At 70.8% G+C, this 17,468-nt stretch carries 15 protein-coding genes and 2 tRNA genes; 4 read left to right on the top strand and 13 right to left on the bottom strand.

The window, feature by feature from the left end; translation table 11 throughout:
- Positions 1–2 precede the first annotated feature (2 nt).
- Together paaD and paaE are read left to right on the top strand one after the other, a co-directional pair.
- The gene (gene paaD, locus ABZ881_RS26440) at positions 3–503 is read left to right on the top strand and encodes a 1,2-phenylacetyl-CoA epoxidase subunit PaaD (protein ID WP_358488378.1); all 501 of its coding nucleotides are present in this window, start codon (positions 3–5) and stop codon (positions 501–503) included.
- The gene (paaE, locus tag ABZ881_RS26435; RefSeq protein WP_358488310.1) at positions 503–1,609 is read left to right on the top strand and encodes a 1,2-phenylacetyl-CoA epoxidase subunit PaaE; all 1,107 of its coding nucleotides are present in this window, start codon (positions 503–505) and stop codon (positions 1,607–1,609) included. The genes paaD and paaE overlap by 1 nt, the downstream gene beginning before the upstream one ends.
- A gap of 29 nt (positions 1,610–1,638) precedes the next feature.
- Here the strand turns inward: paaE and ABZ881_RS26430 are convergent, their stop codons facing one another.
- The 7 genes from ABZ881_RS26430 to ABZ881_RS26400 all read right to left on the bottom strand — a co-directional run bounded on the left by ABZ881_RS26430 (position 1,639) and on the right by ABZ881_RS26400 (position 9,045).
- A complete protein-coding gene (locus ABZ881_RS26430; RefSeq protein ID WP_358488309.1) occupies positions 1,639–2,790 on the bottom strand; it encodes a DUF6596 domain-containing protein in 1,152 nt (383 codons plus the stop codon).
- A gap of 6 nt (positions 2,791–2,796) precedes the next feature.
- Positions 2,797–3,204, bottom strand: coding sequence for a YciI family protein (locus tag ABZ881_RS26425; RefSeq protein ID WP_358488308.1), 408 nt, complete (start codon positions 3,202–3,204; stop codon positions 2,797–2,799).
- 193 nt (positions 3,205–3,397) lie between these two features.
- Positions 3,398–3,598 (bottom strand): cold-shock protein, encoded by a 201-nt coding sequence (locus tag ABZ881_RS26420; protein WP_344023939.1) that lies wholly within the window; start codon positions 3,596–3,598, stop codon positions 3,398–3,400.
- Positions 3,599–4,420: 822 nt separating this feature from the next.
- On the bottom strand, positions 4,421–5,230 hold the full coding sequence (locus ABZ881_RS26415; RefSeq protein ID WP_358488307.1) for a methylenetetrahydrofolate reductase: 810 nt from the start codon (positions 5,228–5,230) through the stop codon (positions 4,421–4,423).
- A 47-nt stretch (positions 5,231–5,277) separates the two neighbouring features.
- Positions 5,278–6,273 (bottom strand): AraC family transcriptional regulator, encoded by a 996-nt coding sequence (locus ABZ881_RS26410; protein WP_358488305.1) that lies wholly within the window; start codon positions 6,271–6,273, stop codon positions 5,278–5,280.
- Between the two features lie 279 nt (positions 6,274–6,552).
- Positions 6,553–8,028 (bottom strand): aldehyde dehydrogenase, encoded by a 1,476-nt coding sequence (locus ABZ881_RS26405; RefSeq protein ID WP_358488304.1) that lies wholly within the window; start codon positions 8,026–8,028, stop codon positions 6,553–6,555.
- 66 nt (positions 8,029–8,094) lie between these two features.
- Positions 8,095–9,045, bottom strand: coding sequence for a helix-turn-helix domain-containing protein (locus ABZ881_RS26400; protein ID WP_358488303.1), 951 nt, complete (start codon positions 9,043–9,045; stop codon positions 8,095–8,097).
- Positions 9,046–9,364: 319 nt separating this feature from the next.
- Here ABZ881_RS26400 and ABZ881_RS26395 point away from each other — a divergent pair, with 319 nt between their 5' ends.
- Both ABZ881_RS26395 and ABZ881_RS26390 read left to right on the top strand, forming a co-directional pair.
- Positions 9,365–10,504 (top strand): LLM class flavin-dependent oxidoreductase, encoded by a 1,140-nt coding sequence (locus ABZ881_RS26395; protein WP_358488301.1) that lies wholly within the window; start codon positions 9,365–9,367, stop codon positions 10,502–10,504.
- A gap of 270 nt (positions 10,505–10,774) precedes the next feature.
- Positions 10,775–10,930: a hypothetical protein gene (locus ABZ881_RS26390; RefSeq protein ID WP_358488300.1), complete on the top strand. Its 156-nt coding sequence runs from the start codon at positions 10,775–10,777 to the stop codon at positions 10,928–10,930.
- Between the two features lie 319 nt (positions 10,931–11,249).
- Here ABZ881_RS26390 and ABZ881_RS26385 read toward each other — a convergent pair.
- From ABZ881_RS26385 to gyrB, 6 genes are all read right to left on the bottom strand, one after another.
- Positions 11,250–11,325: transfer RNA gene (locus tag ABZ881_RS26385), tRNA-Ala, on the bottom strand.
- Between the two features lie 35 nt (positions 11,326–11,360).
- On the bottom strand, positions 11,361–11,471 hold the full coding sequence (locus ABZ881_RS26380; RefSeq protein WP_211286625.1) for a DLW-39 family protein: 111 nt from the start codon (positions 11,469–11,471) through the stop codon (positions 11,361–11,363).
- A gap of 38 nt (positions 11,472–11,509) precedes the next feature.
- Positions 11,510–11,583: transfer RNA gene (locus tag ABZ881_RS26375), tRNA-Ile, on the bottom strand.
- A 92-nt stretch (positions 11,584–11,675) separates the two neighbouring features.
- Positions 11,676–12,455, bottom strand: a complete 780-nt coding sequence (locus tag ABZ881_RS26370; protein ID WP_358488298.1) for a DUF3566 domain-containing protein — start codon at positions 12,453–12,455, stop codon at positions 11,676–11,678.
- Positions 12,456–12,558: 103 nt separating this feature from the next.
- Positions 12,559–15,063, bottom strand: a complete 2,505-nt coding sequence (gene gyrA, locus ABZ881_RS26365) for a DNA gyrase subunit A (protein ID WP_358488377.1) — start codon at positions 15,061–15,063, stop codon at positions 12,559–12,561.
- A 57-nt stretch (positions 15,064–15,120) separates the two neighbouring features.
- The gene (gene gyrB / locus ABZ881_RS26360) at positions 15,121–17,187 is read right to left on the bottom strand and encodes a DNA topoisomerase (ATP-hydrolyzing) subunit B (protein ID WP_358488296.1); all 2,067 of its coding nucleotides are present in this window, start codon (positions 17,185–17,187) and stop codon (positions 15,121–15,123) included.
- Positions 17,188–17,468 lie beyond the last annotated feature (281 nt).

Below are 17,468 nucleotides of genomic sequence, written 5' to 3'. Positions count from 1 at the left end.
GCCTGCTGCCGGGCCTGGGCGCCCGCGACGTGGTGGCGGCCGTGGTCGATCCGGAGATGCCGATGCTCACCCTGGACGATCTCGGGGTGATCCGGTCGGTGACCGAGGACGGCGGCCGGGTCGCCGTCACGATCACCCCGACCTACTCGGGCTGCCCGGCGATCGAGGAGATGCGCGCCGACATCGCCGGTGCGCTGACCGCCGCCGGCTACGGCCCGGTCGAGGTGACGACCGTCCTGTCCCCCGCCTGGAGCACGGACTGGATCAGCGAGGCCGGCCGGCGCAAGCTCGCCGACGCCGGCGTCGCCCCGCCGGGCGCGGCCGCCGCGGCCGGGCCCGGCCCGGTCCCGCTGGTCCTGGACCCGCCGTCGTCGGTGGTGCGCTGCCCGCAGTGCGGGTCGCCGGCGACCGAGGCACTCTCCCGGTTCGGCCCGACCGCGTGCACCGCGCTGCGCCGGTGCACGGCCTGCCGCGAGCCGTTCGAGCACATGAAGGAACTCTGATGCTGCTCACCGAACCCGGCGCGGTCGACGCACCGGCGGACCTCCCGGCGGGCTTCCATCGGCTGCGGGTGGCCGACGTCGATCGGCTGTGCGAGGACGCCGTCGCGGTCACCTTCGACGTGCCGGAGCACCTGCGCGCGCACTACGCGTTCCGGCCCGGCCAGTACCTGACGCTGCGCACGGTGACCGCCGACGGGGAGGAGCGCCGGTCGTACTCGATCTGCTCCCCGGCCGGCGCCGCCCCGCGGATCGGGGTCCGCCGGGTCGACGGCGGGCTGTTCTCCGGATGGCTGGTCGACCGGCTCGCCGCGGGTGACCTGGTGGAGGTCGGCCCGCCGGGCGGGTCGTTCACGCCGGTGCAGGCCGCGGGCGCCCATCACGCGCTCGTCGCCGCGGGCTCGGGGATCACGCCGATGCTGTCGATCGCCGCGTCCGCGCTCGCCGCGCACGACGACACGCAGATCACTCTGGTCTACGGCAACCGGCGCACCGACACGGTGATGTTCACCGAGGAGATCGCCGACCTGAAGAACGCCTACGGCCCGCGGCTGCACCTGATCAACGTGCTGTCCCGGGAGCCCACCGAGGCGGAGATCGTCAACGGCAGGCTCGACGCCGACCGCCTCCGCAGGCTGCTCACCGGGCTCATCGACGTCCCCGGCGTGGACCACTGGTGGCTGTGCGGCCCGCTCGGGATGACCGAGGACGCCGTCACCGTGCTGACCGAGCAGGGCGTGGACCGGGCGCGGGTGCACCGCGAGCTGTTCTACGTCGGCGAGCCGCCACCGGAGCCGCACCGCACCGACGACGATCCGGCGCCCGGCGGCACCGGCAGCGCGGTCACGATCGTCCTCAACGGACGGTCGACCACACTGGACCTGCCGCGCACCGAGTCCGTGCTGGACGCCGCGCAGAAGGTCCGCGGTGACATGCCGTTCGCCTGCAAGGGCGGCGTGTGCGGCACCTGCCGGGCCAGGGTCACCGCGGGTGAGGTCGAGATGCGGCGCAACTTCGCCCTGGAGGACGACGAGGTCGCCGCCGGTTTCGTGCTCACCTGCCAGAGCAGGCCGGTGTCCGACACCGCGACGGTCGACTTCGACGCCTGAGCGGGGCGGCCGTAGTGCCCGGCCGCTGCTCAGCCGCGCAGCCGGGTGTTGAGCCGCGCGGCCTGCCGGACCAGGTGGTCGCGCTCGCCGAGGTCGGTCGCCGCCGCGGCGGCCCGCGCGTACAGCGCGGCCGCGGTCGCCGGGTCCCCGGCGCGCTCGGTCAGGTAGGCCACCGCGGCGGTGTGCCGGGGCAGCGATCCGTCCAGCTCGGCGAGCGCAGCCAGCCCGGCCCGCGGGCCGTCGGCCTCGCCGAGCGCCACCGCCCGGTTCAACCGGACCACCGGGCTGCCGGTGAGCGCGACGAGCTCGTCGTACCACTCCACGATCTGCACCCAGTCGGTCTCGGCCGCGGTGCGGGCGTCGGCGTGCAGCGCGGCGACGGCGGCCTGCGCCTGGTACTCCCCGAGCCGGTCGCGGGCCAGCGCGGCCTGCAGCACCCGCACCCCGTCAGCGATCATCGCGGTGTCCCACCGGCCGCGGTCCTGCTCGGCGAGCGGCACCAGGCTCCCATCGGGCGCGGTGCGGGCCGCGCGCCGCGCGTGGTGCAGCAGCATCAGTGCGAGCAGCCCGGCCACCTCCGGATGGTCGATCCCGGCCGCGAGCCGGCGGGTGAGCCGGATCGCCTCGACGGCCAGGTCGACCTCGCCGGTCGCCCGGTATCCCTCGTTGAACACCAGGTACAGCACCCGCAGCACGACGGCGACGTCCCCGGGCCGGTCGAACCGCACGTCCGACACCGTGCGCTTGGCCCGGCTGATCCGCTGGGCCATCGTGGCCTCCGGAACCAGGTACGCCTGCGCGATCTGCCGGGTGGTCAGCCCGCCGACCGCGCGCAGGGTGAGCGCCACCGCCGACGACGGCGGCAGGGACGGATGGGCGCACAGGAAGTACAGCTGGAGCGCGTCGTCCGTCCCGGCCGCCGGGCCCGGTGCCGGCTCGGCCTCGACCAGCTCCTCACGCCTGCGGCGGGCCGACTCCGCCCGGGTCCCGTCCAGGAACCGCCGCCAGGCCGTGGTGACCAGCCAGCCCTTCGGGTCCCGCGGCGGATCGGACGGCCAGACCCGGACCGCCTCGACCAGCGCCTCCTGCACGGCGTCCTCGGCGGTGGCGAAGTCGGCGCCCCGGCGGACCAGGATCGCGGTCACCGCCGGGGTGAGCGTCCGCAGCAGCGCGCCGTCCATCGCCGGTCACTCCTGGATGGTCGGCGGCGCGGTCAGGAACGGGCGCAGCTCCAGCCACTCGTGGATCGGCCGCCCGCCGGCCCCGGGTGCGGCGGACAGCTCCCCGGCGAGCTCGACGGCCCGGTCGTAGCTGTCGACGTCGATCACCATCCAGCCGGCGATCAGGTCCTTGGTCTCGGCGAACGGGCCGTCGGTGACCGGCGGGCGGCCCTCGCCGTCGTACCGGACGAACGTCCCCTCGGGGGCGAGCGCCTGCCCGTCGACGTACTCACCGGTCTGCTCCAGCCGGTCCGCGAAGTCCTGCATGTACCGGACGTGATCGGTGATCTCCTGCGGGGTCCACTTCTCCATCGGGACGTCGTTCACCGATGCCGGGGCGCCGCGGTAGTGCTTGAGCAGCAGGTACTTGGCCATCGTGGCCCTCCTCCGTACGGCCGTGACCCATTCTGGTCACGTTCACGCCGGGGACGGAGCCGATCGGGCGTTCTCGACAGCACCTGACAGGACATGAGTGTGACCTGAACCACACGATCGACAGCGGGCCACGAACGACGACGGCGGTGGTGCCCTCCGAGGAGGGGCACCACCGCCGGTGTGCCGAGGAACGTCAGATGGTGACGTTCGAGGCCTGCGGGCCCTTGGCGCCCTGGGTGACCTCGTAGGTCACGGACTGGTTCTCGGAGAGCTCACGGAAGCCCGAGGCGTCGATCGCCGAGTAGTGCACGAACACGTCGGCGCCGCCGTCGTCGGGGGCGATGAAGCCGAAGCCCTTTTCGGCGTTGAACCACTTCACGGTGCCGGTAGCCATGTGGATGCTCCTTCGTTGCCTAGCTTTGTGGACGGAACAACCACGTCCTGCGGCTGCCCGGGTCACTGCGATTCCCAGACGGCAGCCAGCTACAGCTACACCACAGACAGCGAATCCGCCCGCATCATCATTCCGCGAGCGCGCTCAGAGAAACGAACTTCAGAACTTACGGTGACCGATCATCACGCTACACCCACCCACCCGAGCGTCCAACAACGATCACCGGGGAGGGGCGTCGCGGGTCGTCCGTGGCCGGACCGCCGCGGCCGTCGAGAGTGGACCGGCGCCCCGCCGACCGGTGATCGACCTGCGATGCACCGGCCTCGCCAGCCGGCCGGTCGCGACCCGGAGTAATCTGCACCACAGTGCGCCGGTACCGCTCCGGTGATCGCCGCGATCCGGCGGAACCGGCGCGGAGGGTTGACGCGATCTGCAGCGCTGACTATAGATATGGGCATCGAACGAAGGCAGTCCTGACGCCACAGGGACGGCGACCGGGTCGAGAGGTTGGGGAGGGCGATTCATCAGAACAGCACCCGATCATCTGGATCATTGAGTACGCAGTAGCCGACGAATGCGGGGCCCGGCCGACACGGCCGGGTCCCGCTTTCCGTCCGCTCCCGGCGGCCGGCGCCCGGACATAGGTGTACTGACCACAGACGTTCACGGCGGGTGGGGTGTCCGCGCACCGCGCCCAGTACTCGTCCTGCGCGGCGGCCTCCCCGGCGTTGATCTCGGCGTCCTGCTCCGGGGAGAAGCCGTACCCGATGCGGCCGCCGTCGATCCGGGTCTGCTCGACGAGACGTCAGAAGTGGTGCTGCGCTACGCCGGGCGATCGTCGGCCGGTGGCTTCCGGAGCAGGCGCTCCAGTTCGATCGCCACCTGCCGGTAGCGGCTGACGGGGACGAAGTGCACGCCGTCGCAGGCCCCGCTGTCTCGCAGCGCGACGACCTGCTCGCACGCGGCGGCCACCCCGGCATCGGGATCGGCGGCGACCCGGTCGACCAGCGCACCCGGGATCTCGATGTCCGGGACGCTCGCCCGCAGCCGGGCCGCCATCCCGGCGCTCGCCAGCACCATGACGCCGGCGAGGACGGGCTGGTCGGTCGGGTTCTCCTCGCGCCACCGCACGACCTCGTCCACCGAGAAGCCGACCTGCAGGAACACGAAGTCCGCCGCCCGCTTCCACGGGGCGAGCCGGCGGCGGCTGCCCGACGTGACGCCGATCCCGAACGGCTGCACCCCGGCGAACTCCGGCCGCCCGGTGATGGCCCGGGCCTCCTCGATCATCGTCCGCACGGTGAGCCCGCCGGCCCGGTCGCCGGCCGTCGGCTTGTCGCCGGCGACGAACAGGAAGCGGTCGACCCCGTACGCGGCCGCCGTGAGGAGGTCGCGCCGGAGGCCGAGCAGGTTGCGGTCCCGCGAGTTGAGGCAGGCGATGCTCCGCCGTCCCATCGCGTGCACCTCGTTCGCGACGGCGATGCTCGACACCGTCGCCCGGCCGATGTGGTTGTCCGGGATCAGGAAGTCGTCGACGACCGGGGCGAGCATGCCGATCTGGTGCCGGGCGCGCGTCAGGTCCGGCCTGGTGGGGGGCTCGATCTCACAGACGACGGAGAAGCTGCGGCTCACCGTGCAACGGTAGCGCCGGGATGGGCACCGATCACCGACGCTGACGGCTAGCCTCGCGGGACCTGGCGCACCGTCTCGGACGGCAGCTGGCCGAACCGCTGACGGTACTGCTGCGCGAAGCGGCTGAGGTGGAAGAAGCCCCAGCGCATCGCCACGTCGGTCACCGAGACGACGCCCGTTCCCTCCTGCAGCTCGGCGTGCACCCGGTCGAGGCGGACGGCGCGGAGGTAGGCCATCGGGGACACGCCGACGGTCTCCTTGAAGCCGCGCTGCAGCTGCCGGGCGGTGACCCCGGCGGCGGCGGCCAGGTCACCGAGTGACAGCTCGGCCCGCGGATTGGCCTCGATCATCTCGATCGCCCGCTGCACCTTCCCACGCTGCGCGGGCCGGCAGGGGGCGGTGAGCAGCTCGGTGAAGGCGTTCGGGACGGTCAGCAGCAGCTGGGTGAGCACGAGCGACTCCAGCTGGTCCCGGGCCAGCGGCATCTCGGAGATGCCGCCCGGTCGGGACAGCTCGCAGCGCAGGTAGTCGACCGCGGCCAGCAGTGACTGCCCGGTGGGTGAAGCGAGGTCGAAGCCCAGGTCGAACGCGATCGGGCGTTCGACGGGCCGGTTGACGAGCTTCGACAGGTGCGCCTCGAGCGGGCGTCGCGGCAGTTTGACGGCGTACTGGACGGCCTCCGGGCTCCACCGCACGGTGAACGGGTCGTCGGGCCGGAAGAACACCCCACTCTGTTTGGCCCGGGTCGCGGCCCAGCGCCCGTTCTGCGACACCATCGTCTGCCCGCTGAGCGTCAGGTTCATGTGGTAGCAGTCCAGCATCGGCGGAACGAGGAGCTCGGCGTCCGCGCCGTAGACGAGGTGACCGACGGTCAGCCGCTCGGAGGCGAGGTAGCGCAGCTTGAAGTCGAGGGCTCGGCCGTCGCGGGTCTGCAGGTTGTGCGGGATGTAGACGTCGGTGATGAAATGCCGTGCTTCCTCGAGATCGCGCGTCACGAGGAACGGCCGTGCATCCAGCTCGGCGCCGGTGCCCTCACCTGTCATGTCCAGCCTCCGCGGGTCACGACCGTCATGGTCGATTCTGCCCGTCACAGCGGCATCGCTGCTGTTCAGGAGGCCGACGCTAGCCGACGGTGCTCGGCGCCACCATCTGCTCCGCGACAGCACTGTCCGGAGAGCGACATCGGCTGCAACGGCGTCACCACGGACCGGGTCTCGCCGGACGGTGCCCGGTCGGGTGCCGCACGACGACGGCGCCCTGCCCGCGGCCACGGTGGCCGCGGGCAGGATCGGGGGCTGCTCCCGCTCGGTGCGGGCGTCAGCTCAGCCGAGGGTGAAGGGATCGCGGGTACCGCCGGTGAGCTCGACCCAGACCGACTTGTTCTCGGTGTATGCCTCGACGGCCTCGACGCCGTTCTCCCGGCCGATCCCCGACAGCCCGTAACCACCGAAGGGGACACTCGGCGCCACGACCCGGTATGCGTTGATCCACACCGTGCCGGCGCGGACCTTGGCCGCGATCCGGTGGGCGCGGTGCACATCCTTGGTCCAGACGGCGCCGGCGAGACCGAACGGGGTGTCGTTGGCCAGTTCGAGTGCCTCGTCCTCCTCGCGGAAGGTGTAGGCCGACAGCACCGGCCCGAACACCTCCTCGCGCACGATCGTCGACTCCGGGCCGACACCGGTGAGCACGGTCGGCTTGACGAACAGCCCGCCCAGGCCGTCGTCGGCGGCGCCCCCGTAGGCGACCGTGGCACCCTCGTTCCGGGCGGTCTCGAGGTACTGCAGCACCTTGGCGTACTGCGGGGCGTTCGCGACCGGGCCCATCTCGGTGTCGGGGTCCATCGGGTCGCCGAGCTTGATCGCCGCCGCACGCTCGGCGACCAGACGCACCAGCACGTCGTGCACCGACTCGTGCACGATCAGCCGCGAGCCGGCCATGCAGGTCTGCCCGGTCGCGGCGAAGATGCCGGAGACGACCCCGTTGGCCGCAGCAGCCAGGTCGGCGTCGGGGAAGACGATCTGCGGGGACTTCCCGCCCAGCTCGAGCGTGACCGGGTTGAGGTTCTCCGCGGCGGCGCGGGCGACGTGCCGCCCGGTCGAGGTGGCGCCGGTGAACGCCACCTTGTCCACCCCCGGGTGACCGGCGAGGGCGGCTCCGACCTGCGGGGCCCGGCTGGTGACGACATTGACCACACCGGGCGGGAACCCGGCCTGGTCGAACAGCTCCACCAGTGCGACGGTCGAGGCGGACGCGTGCTCGGAGGGCTTGACGACCATCGTGCAGCCGGCGGCGAGCGCGGGCGCGAGCTTCCAGGTCAGCAGCAGCAGCGGGGAGTTCCACGGGGTGATCGCGGCGACCACCCCGATCGGCTCCTTGCGCGTGTAGACCAGGTAGTTCGGGTTCGGGGACGGGATCTGGCGTCCCTCGACCTTGTCCGCAAGTCCGGCGTAGTAGTCGAACCAGGAGTTCAGCCCGGCCATCTGGCCGATCATCTCCCGGTAGAGCTTGCCGGAGTCGTTGACCTCCAGCGTCGCCAGCCGCTCGGCGTTCTCGGCGATCAGGTCGCCGACCCGGCGCAGCAGCCGGGCGCGGACGAACCCGGTCGCGCTGCCCCACTCGCCGTCGAGCGCCGCCCGGGCCGCGGTCACCGCCGCGTCGACGTCCTCCGGGCCGGCGTCGGCGAGCACTGCCCACGGCTGTCCGCCGTAGGGGTTCAGCGACTCGAACGTGGCCCCGGACAGGGCGTCGACCGGCTTGCCGCCGATCACCAACTTGAACCGCTCGAGATCAGCCATCGGTCCGTCCTCCTCGACAGTGCGTGCCGTGCTCGTGGCGACGCTAGGAGGGCCTCGATCCTCGAACTATCCGTTCCAGGCCGCACGATGTCCGCGGCACGACACCGGTGGACGGCGAGCCGGGCTGCACCCGTAGCGCTCCCGGTACTCCGTGCAGAATCGGCTCGTGCTGCTGAAGCCCCAGCGTCGCGCGACCGCCGCCACCGAGTCCCCGGGTCCGGGCCCGCGAAGCTGCGCATGGGCCCGGGTGAGCCGGACCTCGCGGACATAGGTCTCCGCGCGAACCCCCAGCTCGGCGGTGAACGCCGCCTGCAGCGCGGCCGCACCCACACCCGTCACAGCCGCGAGCTCGGCGATCCCCAGCGTCCGCTCCGGATATGCCTCGATGTAGTCCACGGCCTCGCTCACCGCGAGGCGATCCGGGGCATCGCTGTGGTGCAGCCGCCCCGAGTAGTCGTGCTCGCTCCCCAGCAACAGCTGCGTGAGCAGGTAGGACTCCAGCTGCTCGTGCACCAGATCGGCGGCGCCACCCCCGTCGAGTTGGTCGGCCAGGAACGTCGCCGCGCCGAGCAGACCTCGGCCGGCGTCGCTGTCCAGCTCGACGCGCAGGTCGAAGCGCGGTGCCGCCACCGTTTCCTGCAGCAAGCTCGACAGCTGCGCCCACAGGGACCGAACCGGGATCCTGACCGCGAACTGCGCGGCATCCGCCGACCACCGCAGCCGGGACTCCTCGAAGGGCGAGAGCAACACCCCGGACAGGCCGGCGTTCGTGATCGTGGCCGTCGCACCCTGGTGGACGGCGGTCCGGCCACGCACCGTCAGGTTGAGGTGGTAGCACTCGACCATCGGCGGCACCGACAGCTCGATCGCAGTGCCGTACGACAGGTAGCCGAAGGTCAGTCGCGTGGACCCGGCCAGGTTCAGCCGGGCGTCGAGGACGCCGGAGGCCCACAGGCGGTGTGGCACGTACACCCGGGAGACCACCTGCTGCGCCTCGTCGGGATCCGCCGTGCGCATGGCAGGGCATCGAGCCAGCGGCTCGTTCGGCGTGCTCATCTCCCACCCCCGGGCGTCGTCCGTGACATCTCCGACCCCGTCGACGCTAAGAGGTGATCCCGGGTGCTGCTATCCGCGGAGCGACCCCGCGCGGGCTGTGCGGCGCGGCGCCCGGGTTCGAACACCGCACCCGCGCCCGGTCGTTTGCCGGACAGCCCAGGTCGGTGCGCGGATAGTCGGGCGTCCTCGCTGATCCTTACGTTCCTGCTCACAGCGATCCGCCGGCGCGCGACGTACTGCCCGGCGCGCAATCCCTGATCACCGATGATGGAGGACTGCTGTGACCTACCCCATGCACGAGACGGACAGCCTGCTCGGCCACGACAAGCCGGTCAACGAGAACCCGGTCTTCAGCGACCAGAAGCTCAAGCTCGGCATCTTCGCCGCGAACTGCAGCGGCGGTGTCGTCATGAGTCACGAACCGACCGGCTTCCGGGTCACCTGGGAACAGCAGCTCGAGATCGCCCGCACCGCCGACCGGCTCGGTATGGAGGCGATGGTCCCGGTCGGTCGCTGGACGGGCTTCGGCGGTGAGACCAACTTCAACGGTGTCTGCTTCGAGACCTACACCTGGGCCGCCGGTCTCGCCCAGGCCACCGAGAACATCGGCATCTTCACCACCACTCACGTGCCGACCGTGCACCCGATCGTCGCCGCGAAGATGGCCACCACCGTCGACCACATCTCCGGTGGTCGATTCGGGATGAACCTGGTGATGGGCTGGTTCAACCCCGAGATGGAGCTGTTCGGCCGCAAGCAGCTCGAACACGACGAGCGCTACGAGTACGGCCAGGAGTGGATCGACTTCGCCATCGAGCTCTGGAACGAGAAGGGGACCTTCGACCACAACGGCACGTTCTTCCAGTCCACCGGCGCCCACGCCTACCCCAAGCCGGTCCAGGACCCGCGCCCGGCCCTGCTCAACGCCGGCGCCTCCCCGCGCGGCCAGGAGTTCTCGGCCAAGAACGTCGACATCAATCTGATCGCGCTTCCGACCGAGGAAGCGCCCGACTACATCACGGGCATCAAGCGTCTCGCCAACGACAAGTACGAGCGCGACATCGATGTCTGGACCTACTGCCTGGTGGTCTGCCGCGAGACCGAGAAGGAGGCGAAGGCCGCGCAGCAGGCCATCATCGACAACGGCGACTGGGCGGGGGCGAAGAACGTCATGGACGTCCTCGGCATCCAGTCCGGCTCCTTCTCGAGTCAGATCGAGAAGTACCAGGAGCGCTTCATCGCCGGCTGGGGCGGCCCGAACCTCGTCGGCACCCCCGAGCAGGTGGCCGAGCAGTTCGCCGAGCTGTCCGAGGCCGGCATGGGTGGTGCGATCTTCGGCTTCCACGACTACACCACCGAGCTCAAGGAGTTCGGCGCCGAGGTCATGCCCCAGATGCGCAAGATCGGTATCCGCCACTGATCGATCCGGGTCCTGGCCGCCGGCAAGATCGTGCCTCGTGCGCGCCGAGGCGGCTCCCACCCAGAGCTGCCTCGGCGTCGTTCGTCCGGTCGCCGCGGCCGAACGCCTCTCCCCCCGGGGCCACACGACCCACCCTCGCAGTCGGTCACGCCTCACCTGGACTCCGATTCCGGAAGTGGGTTCCCCCTCGGTCCGGTGGCCCTCCCGGCACGCCGTGAGGAGACCAGCACTCCCCTGGTCTCCGAGCGGTGTCGGGGGTGGGCGGAGCCCATGTCAGTCTCCGAGTCCCCGGATCTCGGCTTCGAGTTCCTCGATCTCCTGCACCACGTGCGGGCGGGTGTCCTTGGCGAGCCGTGCCCACTGCAGCTCGACGATGGCGCGGGCACCCGTGTCGTCGACGCCCAGCAGTTCCCTGGAGCGCCATGAGGGCGGCGGCCCGGTTCTCGGACGGCATGAGCGTGTCGGTGACGGCTCGTGCGTTGTCGAGCCCGAGTGCGGCACTGCGCAGGACTGCGAGTCGCCGGCGTGCATGGCGGACGTGCTCGGCGCGATCCTGGGGCTCACGGCGCTGAGCCTGCCATCAACCCGGTGAGGATCCGCTCCCCTCGGCGCCTTGATCCACAAGAGGTGCACCCGGCGGTGCGAGCCGACTCGCGCGGTGTCCGCGGCACAGGCTGTGGCTACCCGGTTGGCGGCACTTGGCCGGTCCGCGAGCGGGCTCGCCAGCGAATCTGCTGGTGAGCGGTGGTGGAGACGAGGGGAATCGAACCCCTAACCCCCGCCTTGCAAAGGCGGTGCTCTGCCAATTGAGCTACGTCCCCGGGTGGGTGCGCACCACCGTACCCGGTGGACGGGTTCAGCGAGTCGTGGCCTCGTGCCAGAGATCGTCGGACCCGACGCCCCGGAGGCGGGACCAGCCGACGTACGCGGCGCCGGCCACCAGGGCCAGAACGAGCAGCTTCTTCATCGACGGTCTCCTCACGAGTACTTCGGAGGCGGGAGGTGTGGGCCTAGCTGGATTTGAACCAGCGACCTCATCGTTATCAGCGATGCGCTCTAACCAACTGAGCTATAGGCCCTTGCGACAGGAGGAACAGTACCGCACGGGGTCGAGCGGGTTACCGGCGGGGTCCTCCCCGCGGACCCGCCGGATCCCGTGCGGAACAGGCCCTCAGTCGCGCTCGGAGAGGGTGACCTCGACGCCGCCGACGAGGTCGGCGGCGACGTTGTAGACGAACGCCACGATCGTGATGGCGACGGCGAACAGCAGGCTGTTCACCGCACCGACGACGGCCGCCAGCCCGAACACCCGGCCGGCGCTGATCAGCGCACCGCCGGTCTCCTCCTGGCCGGTGACGAGATCGGCGTAGGTACCGTTGAGCCGGTCCCACACGCCCATCCCGCCGAGCACGCCGTACAGCACGCCCGCCGCGACCATCCACACCAGCCACAGCACGACCGCCAGCGCCAGCGCCATCTTGAGCACGGACCACGGGTCGAACCGCTTGAGCTGCAGCAGCGCCTGACGCGGCGGGCGGTTGCGCACCGACGCGCGGGGCGCCTCGGAACCGGTGGCCTCCCGCTGCTCCGGCTCGCGGACCGCGGTGGCGGTGCCGCCGCCGCCCGGCGCGGTGAGGAACGCCGTGGGTGCCTCGCTCAGCAGCGAGTCCGCCACGGTCGCCTGCTCCGCCTCGCGGGGCTGCTCGTTCGGGTCAGGCACCCGGCGCCACGGCGGCGGAGACGCGCCGGCCGGATCGACCGCGGCGGGCTCCTCCGCCACGGGCTCGGTCCGCGGGACCGGGCTCGGCTGCGGGTCCGCGGACGGTGCCGCCGGGGTCGTGTCGCCGGCCTCGGGGGCCGGTTCGGCAGCCGGGACGCCGGGCTGGTCCGCGTCGGTGGCGACGGTGCGGCCCTCGTCCGGCGACGACGGGGTGCGGTCGTCGGTGCTCACGAGCTGGAGCTCTCCTCGCTTGTCGTCGCTGCAGTCCTGCAGACGACCCTGGCCGGTCGACGGCGCGGGTGGTCGGTCACGCCGACCGGCCACCCGCGATCGCCTACGCCTGCTGGCCCGGGTCCTCCTCGGTCTCCTCCGCGTTGCGGGCGACCGCCAGCAGCGTGGAGCTCTCGCCCAGGTTCATCAGGCGGACTCCCTTCGTCTGCCGGCCGGCCTTCCGCACCTCGCGGGCAGAGGTCCGGATGACCCCGCCGGTGGAGGTGATCGCGTACAGCTCGTCGTCGATACCGACGATGAGTGCACCGACCAGCGTGCCACGGCGACGGTCGTACTGGAGCGTCAACACTCCCTTCCCGCCACGACCCTGGACCGGGTAGTCCTCGATCGGGGTGCGCTTCGCGTAGCCGCCGGTGGTGGCGACCAGCAGGAAGGTGTCCGGGCGGATCACGCCGAGCGCGAGCAGCTGGTCACCGCTGTTGAAACGCATGCCCAGCACGCCGGACGTCGCCCGGCCCATCGGGCGCAGCGCGTCGTCGGTGGCGGTGAACCGGATCGACTGTCCCTCCGCGGAGACGAGCAGCAGGTCGTCGTCGGAGGAGCAGAGCACGGCGCCGACCAGCTCGTCGTCGTCACGCAGGTTGATGCCGATCAGGCCGCCGGTCCGGTTGGAGTCGAAGTCGGTGAGCCGCGACTTCTTCACCAGCCCGTTTCGCGTCGCGAGGACGAGATACGGCCGCGCCTGGTAGTCCTTGATCTGCATGACCTGGGCGATCTCCTCCTCCGGCTGCAGTGCCAGGAGGTTCGCCAGGTGCTGGCCGCGGGCCGTCCGGTTCGCCTCGGGCAGCTCGTAGGCCTTGAGCCGGTAGACCCGCCCGCGGTTGGTGAAGAACAGCATCCAGTCGTGCGTGGAGCAGACGAAGAAGTGGGCGACGATGTCGTCCTGCTTCAGCGCGGCACCCTGCACGCCCTTGCCGCCGCGCTTCTGCGCCCGGTAGAGGTCGGTCTTCGTGCGCTTCGCGTAGCCGGTCCGGGTGATCGTGACGACGACGTCCTCGACGGCGATCAGGTCCTCGTCGGTGACGTCGCCGTCGTAGCCGACGATCCGGGTGCGGCGGTCGTCGCCGTGCTTCTCGACGATCTCCAGGAGCTCGTCGCGGACGATCGCCCGCTGACGCTCCGGGCGGGCCAGGATGTCCTGGTAGTCGGCGATCTCGAGCTCGATCTCGGCCAGCTCGTCGATGATCTTCTGCCGCTCCAGTGCGGCGAGCCGCCGGAGCTGCATGTCGAGGATGGCCTGGGCCTGGATCTCGTCGACGTCGAGCAGGTCGATCAGGCCGGCCCGGGCGACGTCGACCGTGGCCGACGCCCGGATCAGTGCGATGACCTCGTCGAGGGCGTCGAGCGCCTTGACCAGACCACGCAGGATGTGGGCCCGCTCCTCGGCCTTGCGCAGCCGGTAGCGGGTCCGCCGGACGATGACCTCGATCTGGTGCCGGACGTAGTGCCGGACGACCTGGTCCAGGCGCAGCGTGCGCGGCACGCCGTCGACGATCGACAGCATGTTCACGCCGAAGCTGTGCTGCAGCTGGGTGTGCTTGTAGAGGTTGTTCAGCACGACCTTGGCGACCGCGTCACGCTTGAGCGTGATCACGATCCGCATGCCGATCCGGTCGGACGACTCGTCGACGACCTCGGAGATGCCGGCGATCTTGCCGTCCCGCACCATGGTCGCGATCGACTCGATGAGGTTGTCCGGGTTCACCACGTAGGGCAGCTCGGTGACCACCAGCGTGGTCCGGCCCTTGGTGTCCTCCTCGACCTCGACGACCGCGCGCATCCGGATGGAGCCGCGGCCGGTCCGGTAGGCCGACTCGATGCCGTCCCGCCCGACGATCAGGCCGTGCGTCGGGAAGTCGGGGCCCTTGATGCGCTCCATGAGCGCGTCGAGCAGCTCGTCGTCGCCTGCGTTCGGGTTCTCCAGCGCCCAGACGACGCCGTCCCCGACCTCGCGCAGGTTGTGCGGCGGGATGTTCGTCGCCATCCCGACCGCGATGCCGGAGCTGCCGTTGATCAGCAGGTTCGGCACCCGGGACGGCAGGACGACCGGCTCCTGGGTCTTGCCGTCGTAGTTGTCCAGGAAGTCGACGGTTTCCTCGTCGATGTCCTGCAGCATCGCCATCGCCAGCGGCGAGAGCCGGCACTCGGTGTACCGCATGGCGGCCGCCGGGTCGTTGCCGCGCGAGCCGAAGTTCCCCTGCCCGGAGATCAGCGGGTAGCGCATCGACCAGGGCTGGGCCATCCGGACGAGGGCGTCGTAGATCGCCGAGTCGCCGTGCGGGTGGTAGTTGCCCATCACGTCACCGACGACGCGGGCGCACTTGACGTACGACCGTTCCGGCCGGAAGCCGTTCTCGCCCATCGAGTACAGGACGCGGCGGTGGACCGGCTTGAGGCCGTCCTCCACCAGCGGCAGCGCCCGCCCGACGATCACGCTCATCGCGTAGTCGATGTAGGAGCGCTGCATCTCCTGCTGGATGTCGACCGGTTCGACCCGGCCGCCACCGCCGCCCTCGCCGCCGCCCGCGGCCGGGGCCGCGGGATCGATCGTGTCCGTCACGAAGTCTCCTGTGAGTTCATACGTCCGTCTGGATCAGATGTCCGATCAGACGTCGAGGAAGCGCACGTCCTTGGCGTTGCGGGTGATGAACGACCGGCGGGACTCGACGTCCTCACCCATCAGCACCGAGAACAGCTCGTCCGCGGTGGCGGCGTCGTCCAGGCTCACCTGGTACAGCAGCCGGTTCGACGGGTCCATCGTGGTCTCCCACAGCTCCTTGGCGTTCATCTCGCCGAGGCCCTTGTACCGCTGGACGCCCTCGTCCTTCGGCAGCTTCTTGCCCGCCGCCCGGCCGGCCTCGATCAGCCCGTCGCGCTCGCGGTCGGAGTACGCGTACTCCGGCTCCGACCCGCGGCCACCCCACTTGATCTTGTAGAGCGGCGGGGCGGCGAGGAAGACGTGGCCGTTCTCGATCAGCGGCCGCATGAACCGGAACAGCAGCGTGAGCAGCAGCGTCCGGATGTGCTGGCCGTCGACGTCGGCGTCGGCCATCAGCACCAGCTTGTGGTACCGCAGCTTCGCCAGGTCGAAGTCGTCGTGGATGCCGGTGCCCATCGCCGTGATGATCGACTGGACCTCGGTGTTCTTCAGGACCCGGTCGATCCGCGCCTTCTCGACGTTGATGATCTTGCCGCGGATCGGCAGGATCGCCTGGTGCATCGAGTCGCGGCCGGCCTTCGCCGAGCCGCCGGCGGAGTCGCCCTCGACGATGTAGAGCTCGCAGCTCTCCGGGTCGCGCGAGCGGCAGTCGGACAGCTTGCCCGGCAGGCCGCCGATGTCGCCGGCGCTCTTGCGGCGGACCAGCTCGCGGGCCCGCCGCGCGGCGAGCCGGGCCTGGGCCGAGGAGACCGCCTTGTTGACGATCGTCTTCGCCTCGGTGGGGTTGCGCTCGAACCAGTCCGCGAGCCACTCGTTCGACACCCGCTGGACGAACGACTTGACCTCGGTGTTGCCCAGCTTGGTCTTCGTCTGGCCCTCGAACTGCGGCTCGGAGATCTTCACCGAGACGATCGCGGCGAGACCCTCGCGGATGTCGTCGCCGGACAGCGCCGGGTCCTTCTCCTTGATCAGCTTCTTGTCGCGGGCGTACCGGTTCACGGTGGCCGTCAGCGCGTGCCGGAAGCCCTCCTCGTGGGTGCCGCCCTCGTGCGTGTTGATCGTGTTCGCGAAGGTGTAGACCGACTCCGAGTAGCCGGAGTTCCACTGCATCGCGACCTCGACCTGGTGGCCGGGGCCCTCGCCGGTGTAGGACACGATCTTGCGGTGGATCGGGTCCTTGGACTTGTTCAGGTGCGCGACGAAGTCCTCCAGCCCGTTCGGGTAGTGGAAGACGTACTCCTTGGGCTTCGCGATGTAGCCCTCGGCGTCCGGCTCCTCGTCGGCGTCGACCACCGGCACGACCTCGGCCGGGTTGCCGTCCTCGTCCACCCCGTCGCTCGACGGCAGCAGCTCGGCGGCCTTCTCCGGCCGGCGCTCGTCGCGCAGGACCATGGTCAGGCCCTTGTTGAGGAACGTCTGCTCCTGCAGCCGGCGCCGGATCGTCTCCAGCGTGTAGCTGGTCGTCTCGAAGATCGTCGGATCGGCCCAGTAGGTGATCGTGGTGCCGGTGTCGGACTTCTTCGTGGTGCCGGCCTCGATCAGCTCGCCGGGCCGGGCGTGGTCGTAGTGCTGCTTCCAGATCACGCCGTCCTTGCGGACCTCGACGTCGAGGGCGGTGGACAGCGCGTTCACCACCGACACGCCGACGCCGTGCAGACCGCCGGACACCGCGTAGGACTTGTCGTCGAACTTGCCGCCGGCGTGCAGACTGGTGAGGACGACCTCGAGGGTCGGCTTCTTCTCGGTCGGGTGCATCTCGACCGGGATGCCGCGCCCGTCGTCCTCCACCCGGACGCCGCCGTCGGCCTGCAGGGTCACGACGACCTTCGTGGCGTGACCGGCCATGGCCTCGTCGACCGAGTTGTCCACCACCTCCCAGATCAGGTGGTGCAGGCCCCGCTCACCGGTGGAGCCGATGTACATGCCGGGCCGCTTGCGGACCGCCTCCAGCCCTTTGAGGACCGTGATGGACGACGCGCCGTAGGCGTTCTTCGCTGCCTTGTCCTGAGCCACGAGTAGCTGGTTCTCCTCGCCACGTGAACCGCCGACGATCCGCAGACGCCGCAGGGGCGCGACGACCGTCGATCAGGTTCCACCGACCGGGCGCTCTGTGCATGTCAGGGGAGCCACCCGGGAACACCCCACAAGTCTACCCGGCGGCAACGACAGAAAGGCGGTCAGGACCCGCCTAGAACCGTCACAGACGGGCGAACGACTGCCGCTGCGGGATGTTTCGTGCCGACCCGGGGTCGAACGGTGCCGCGGCCGTGTCATCTCGCGCTCACCGGCGACGT

Source organism: Pseudonocardia sp. NPDC046786 (assembly GCF_040645415.1).
GTDB lineage: Bacteria > Actinomycetota > Actinomycetes > Mycobacteriales > Pseudonocardiaceae > Pseudonocardia > Pseudonocardia kongjuensis.
The sequence above is the reverse complement of the archived record's forward strand: the minus strand, read 5'-3'. Positions and strand labels throughout refer to the sequence as shown.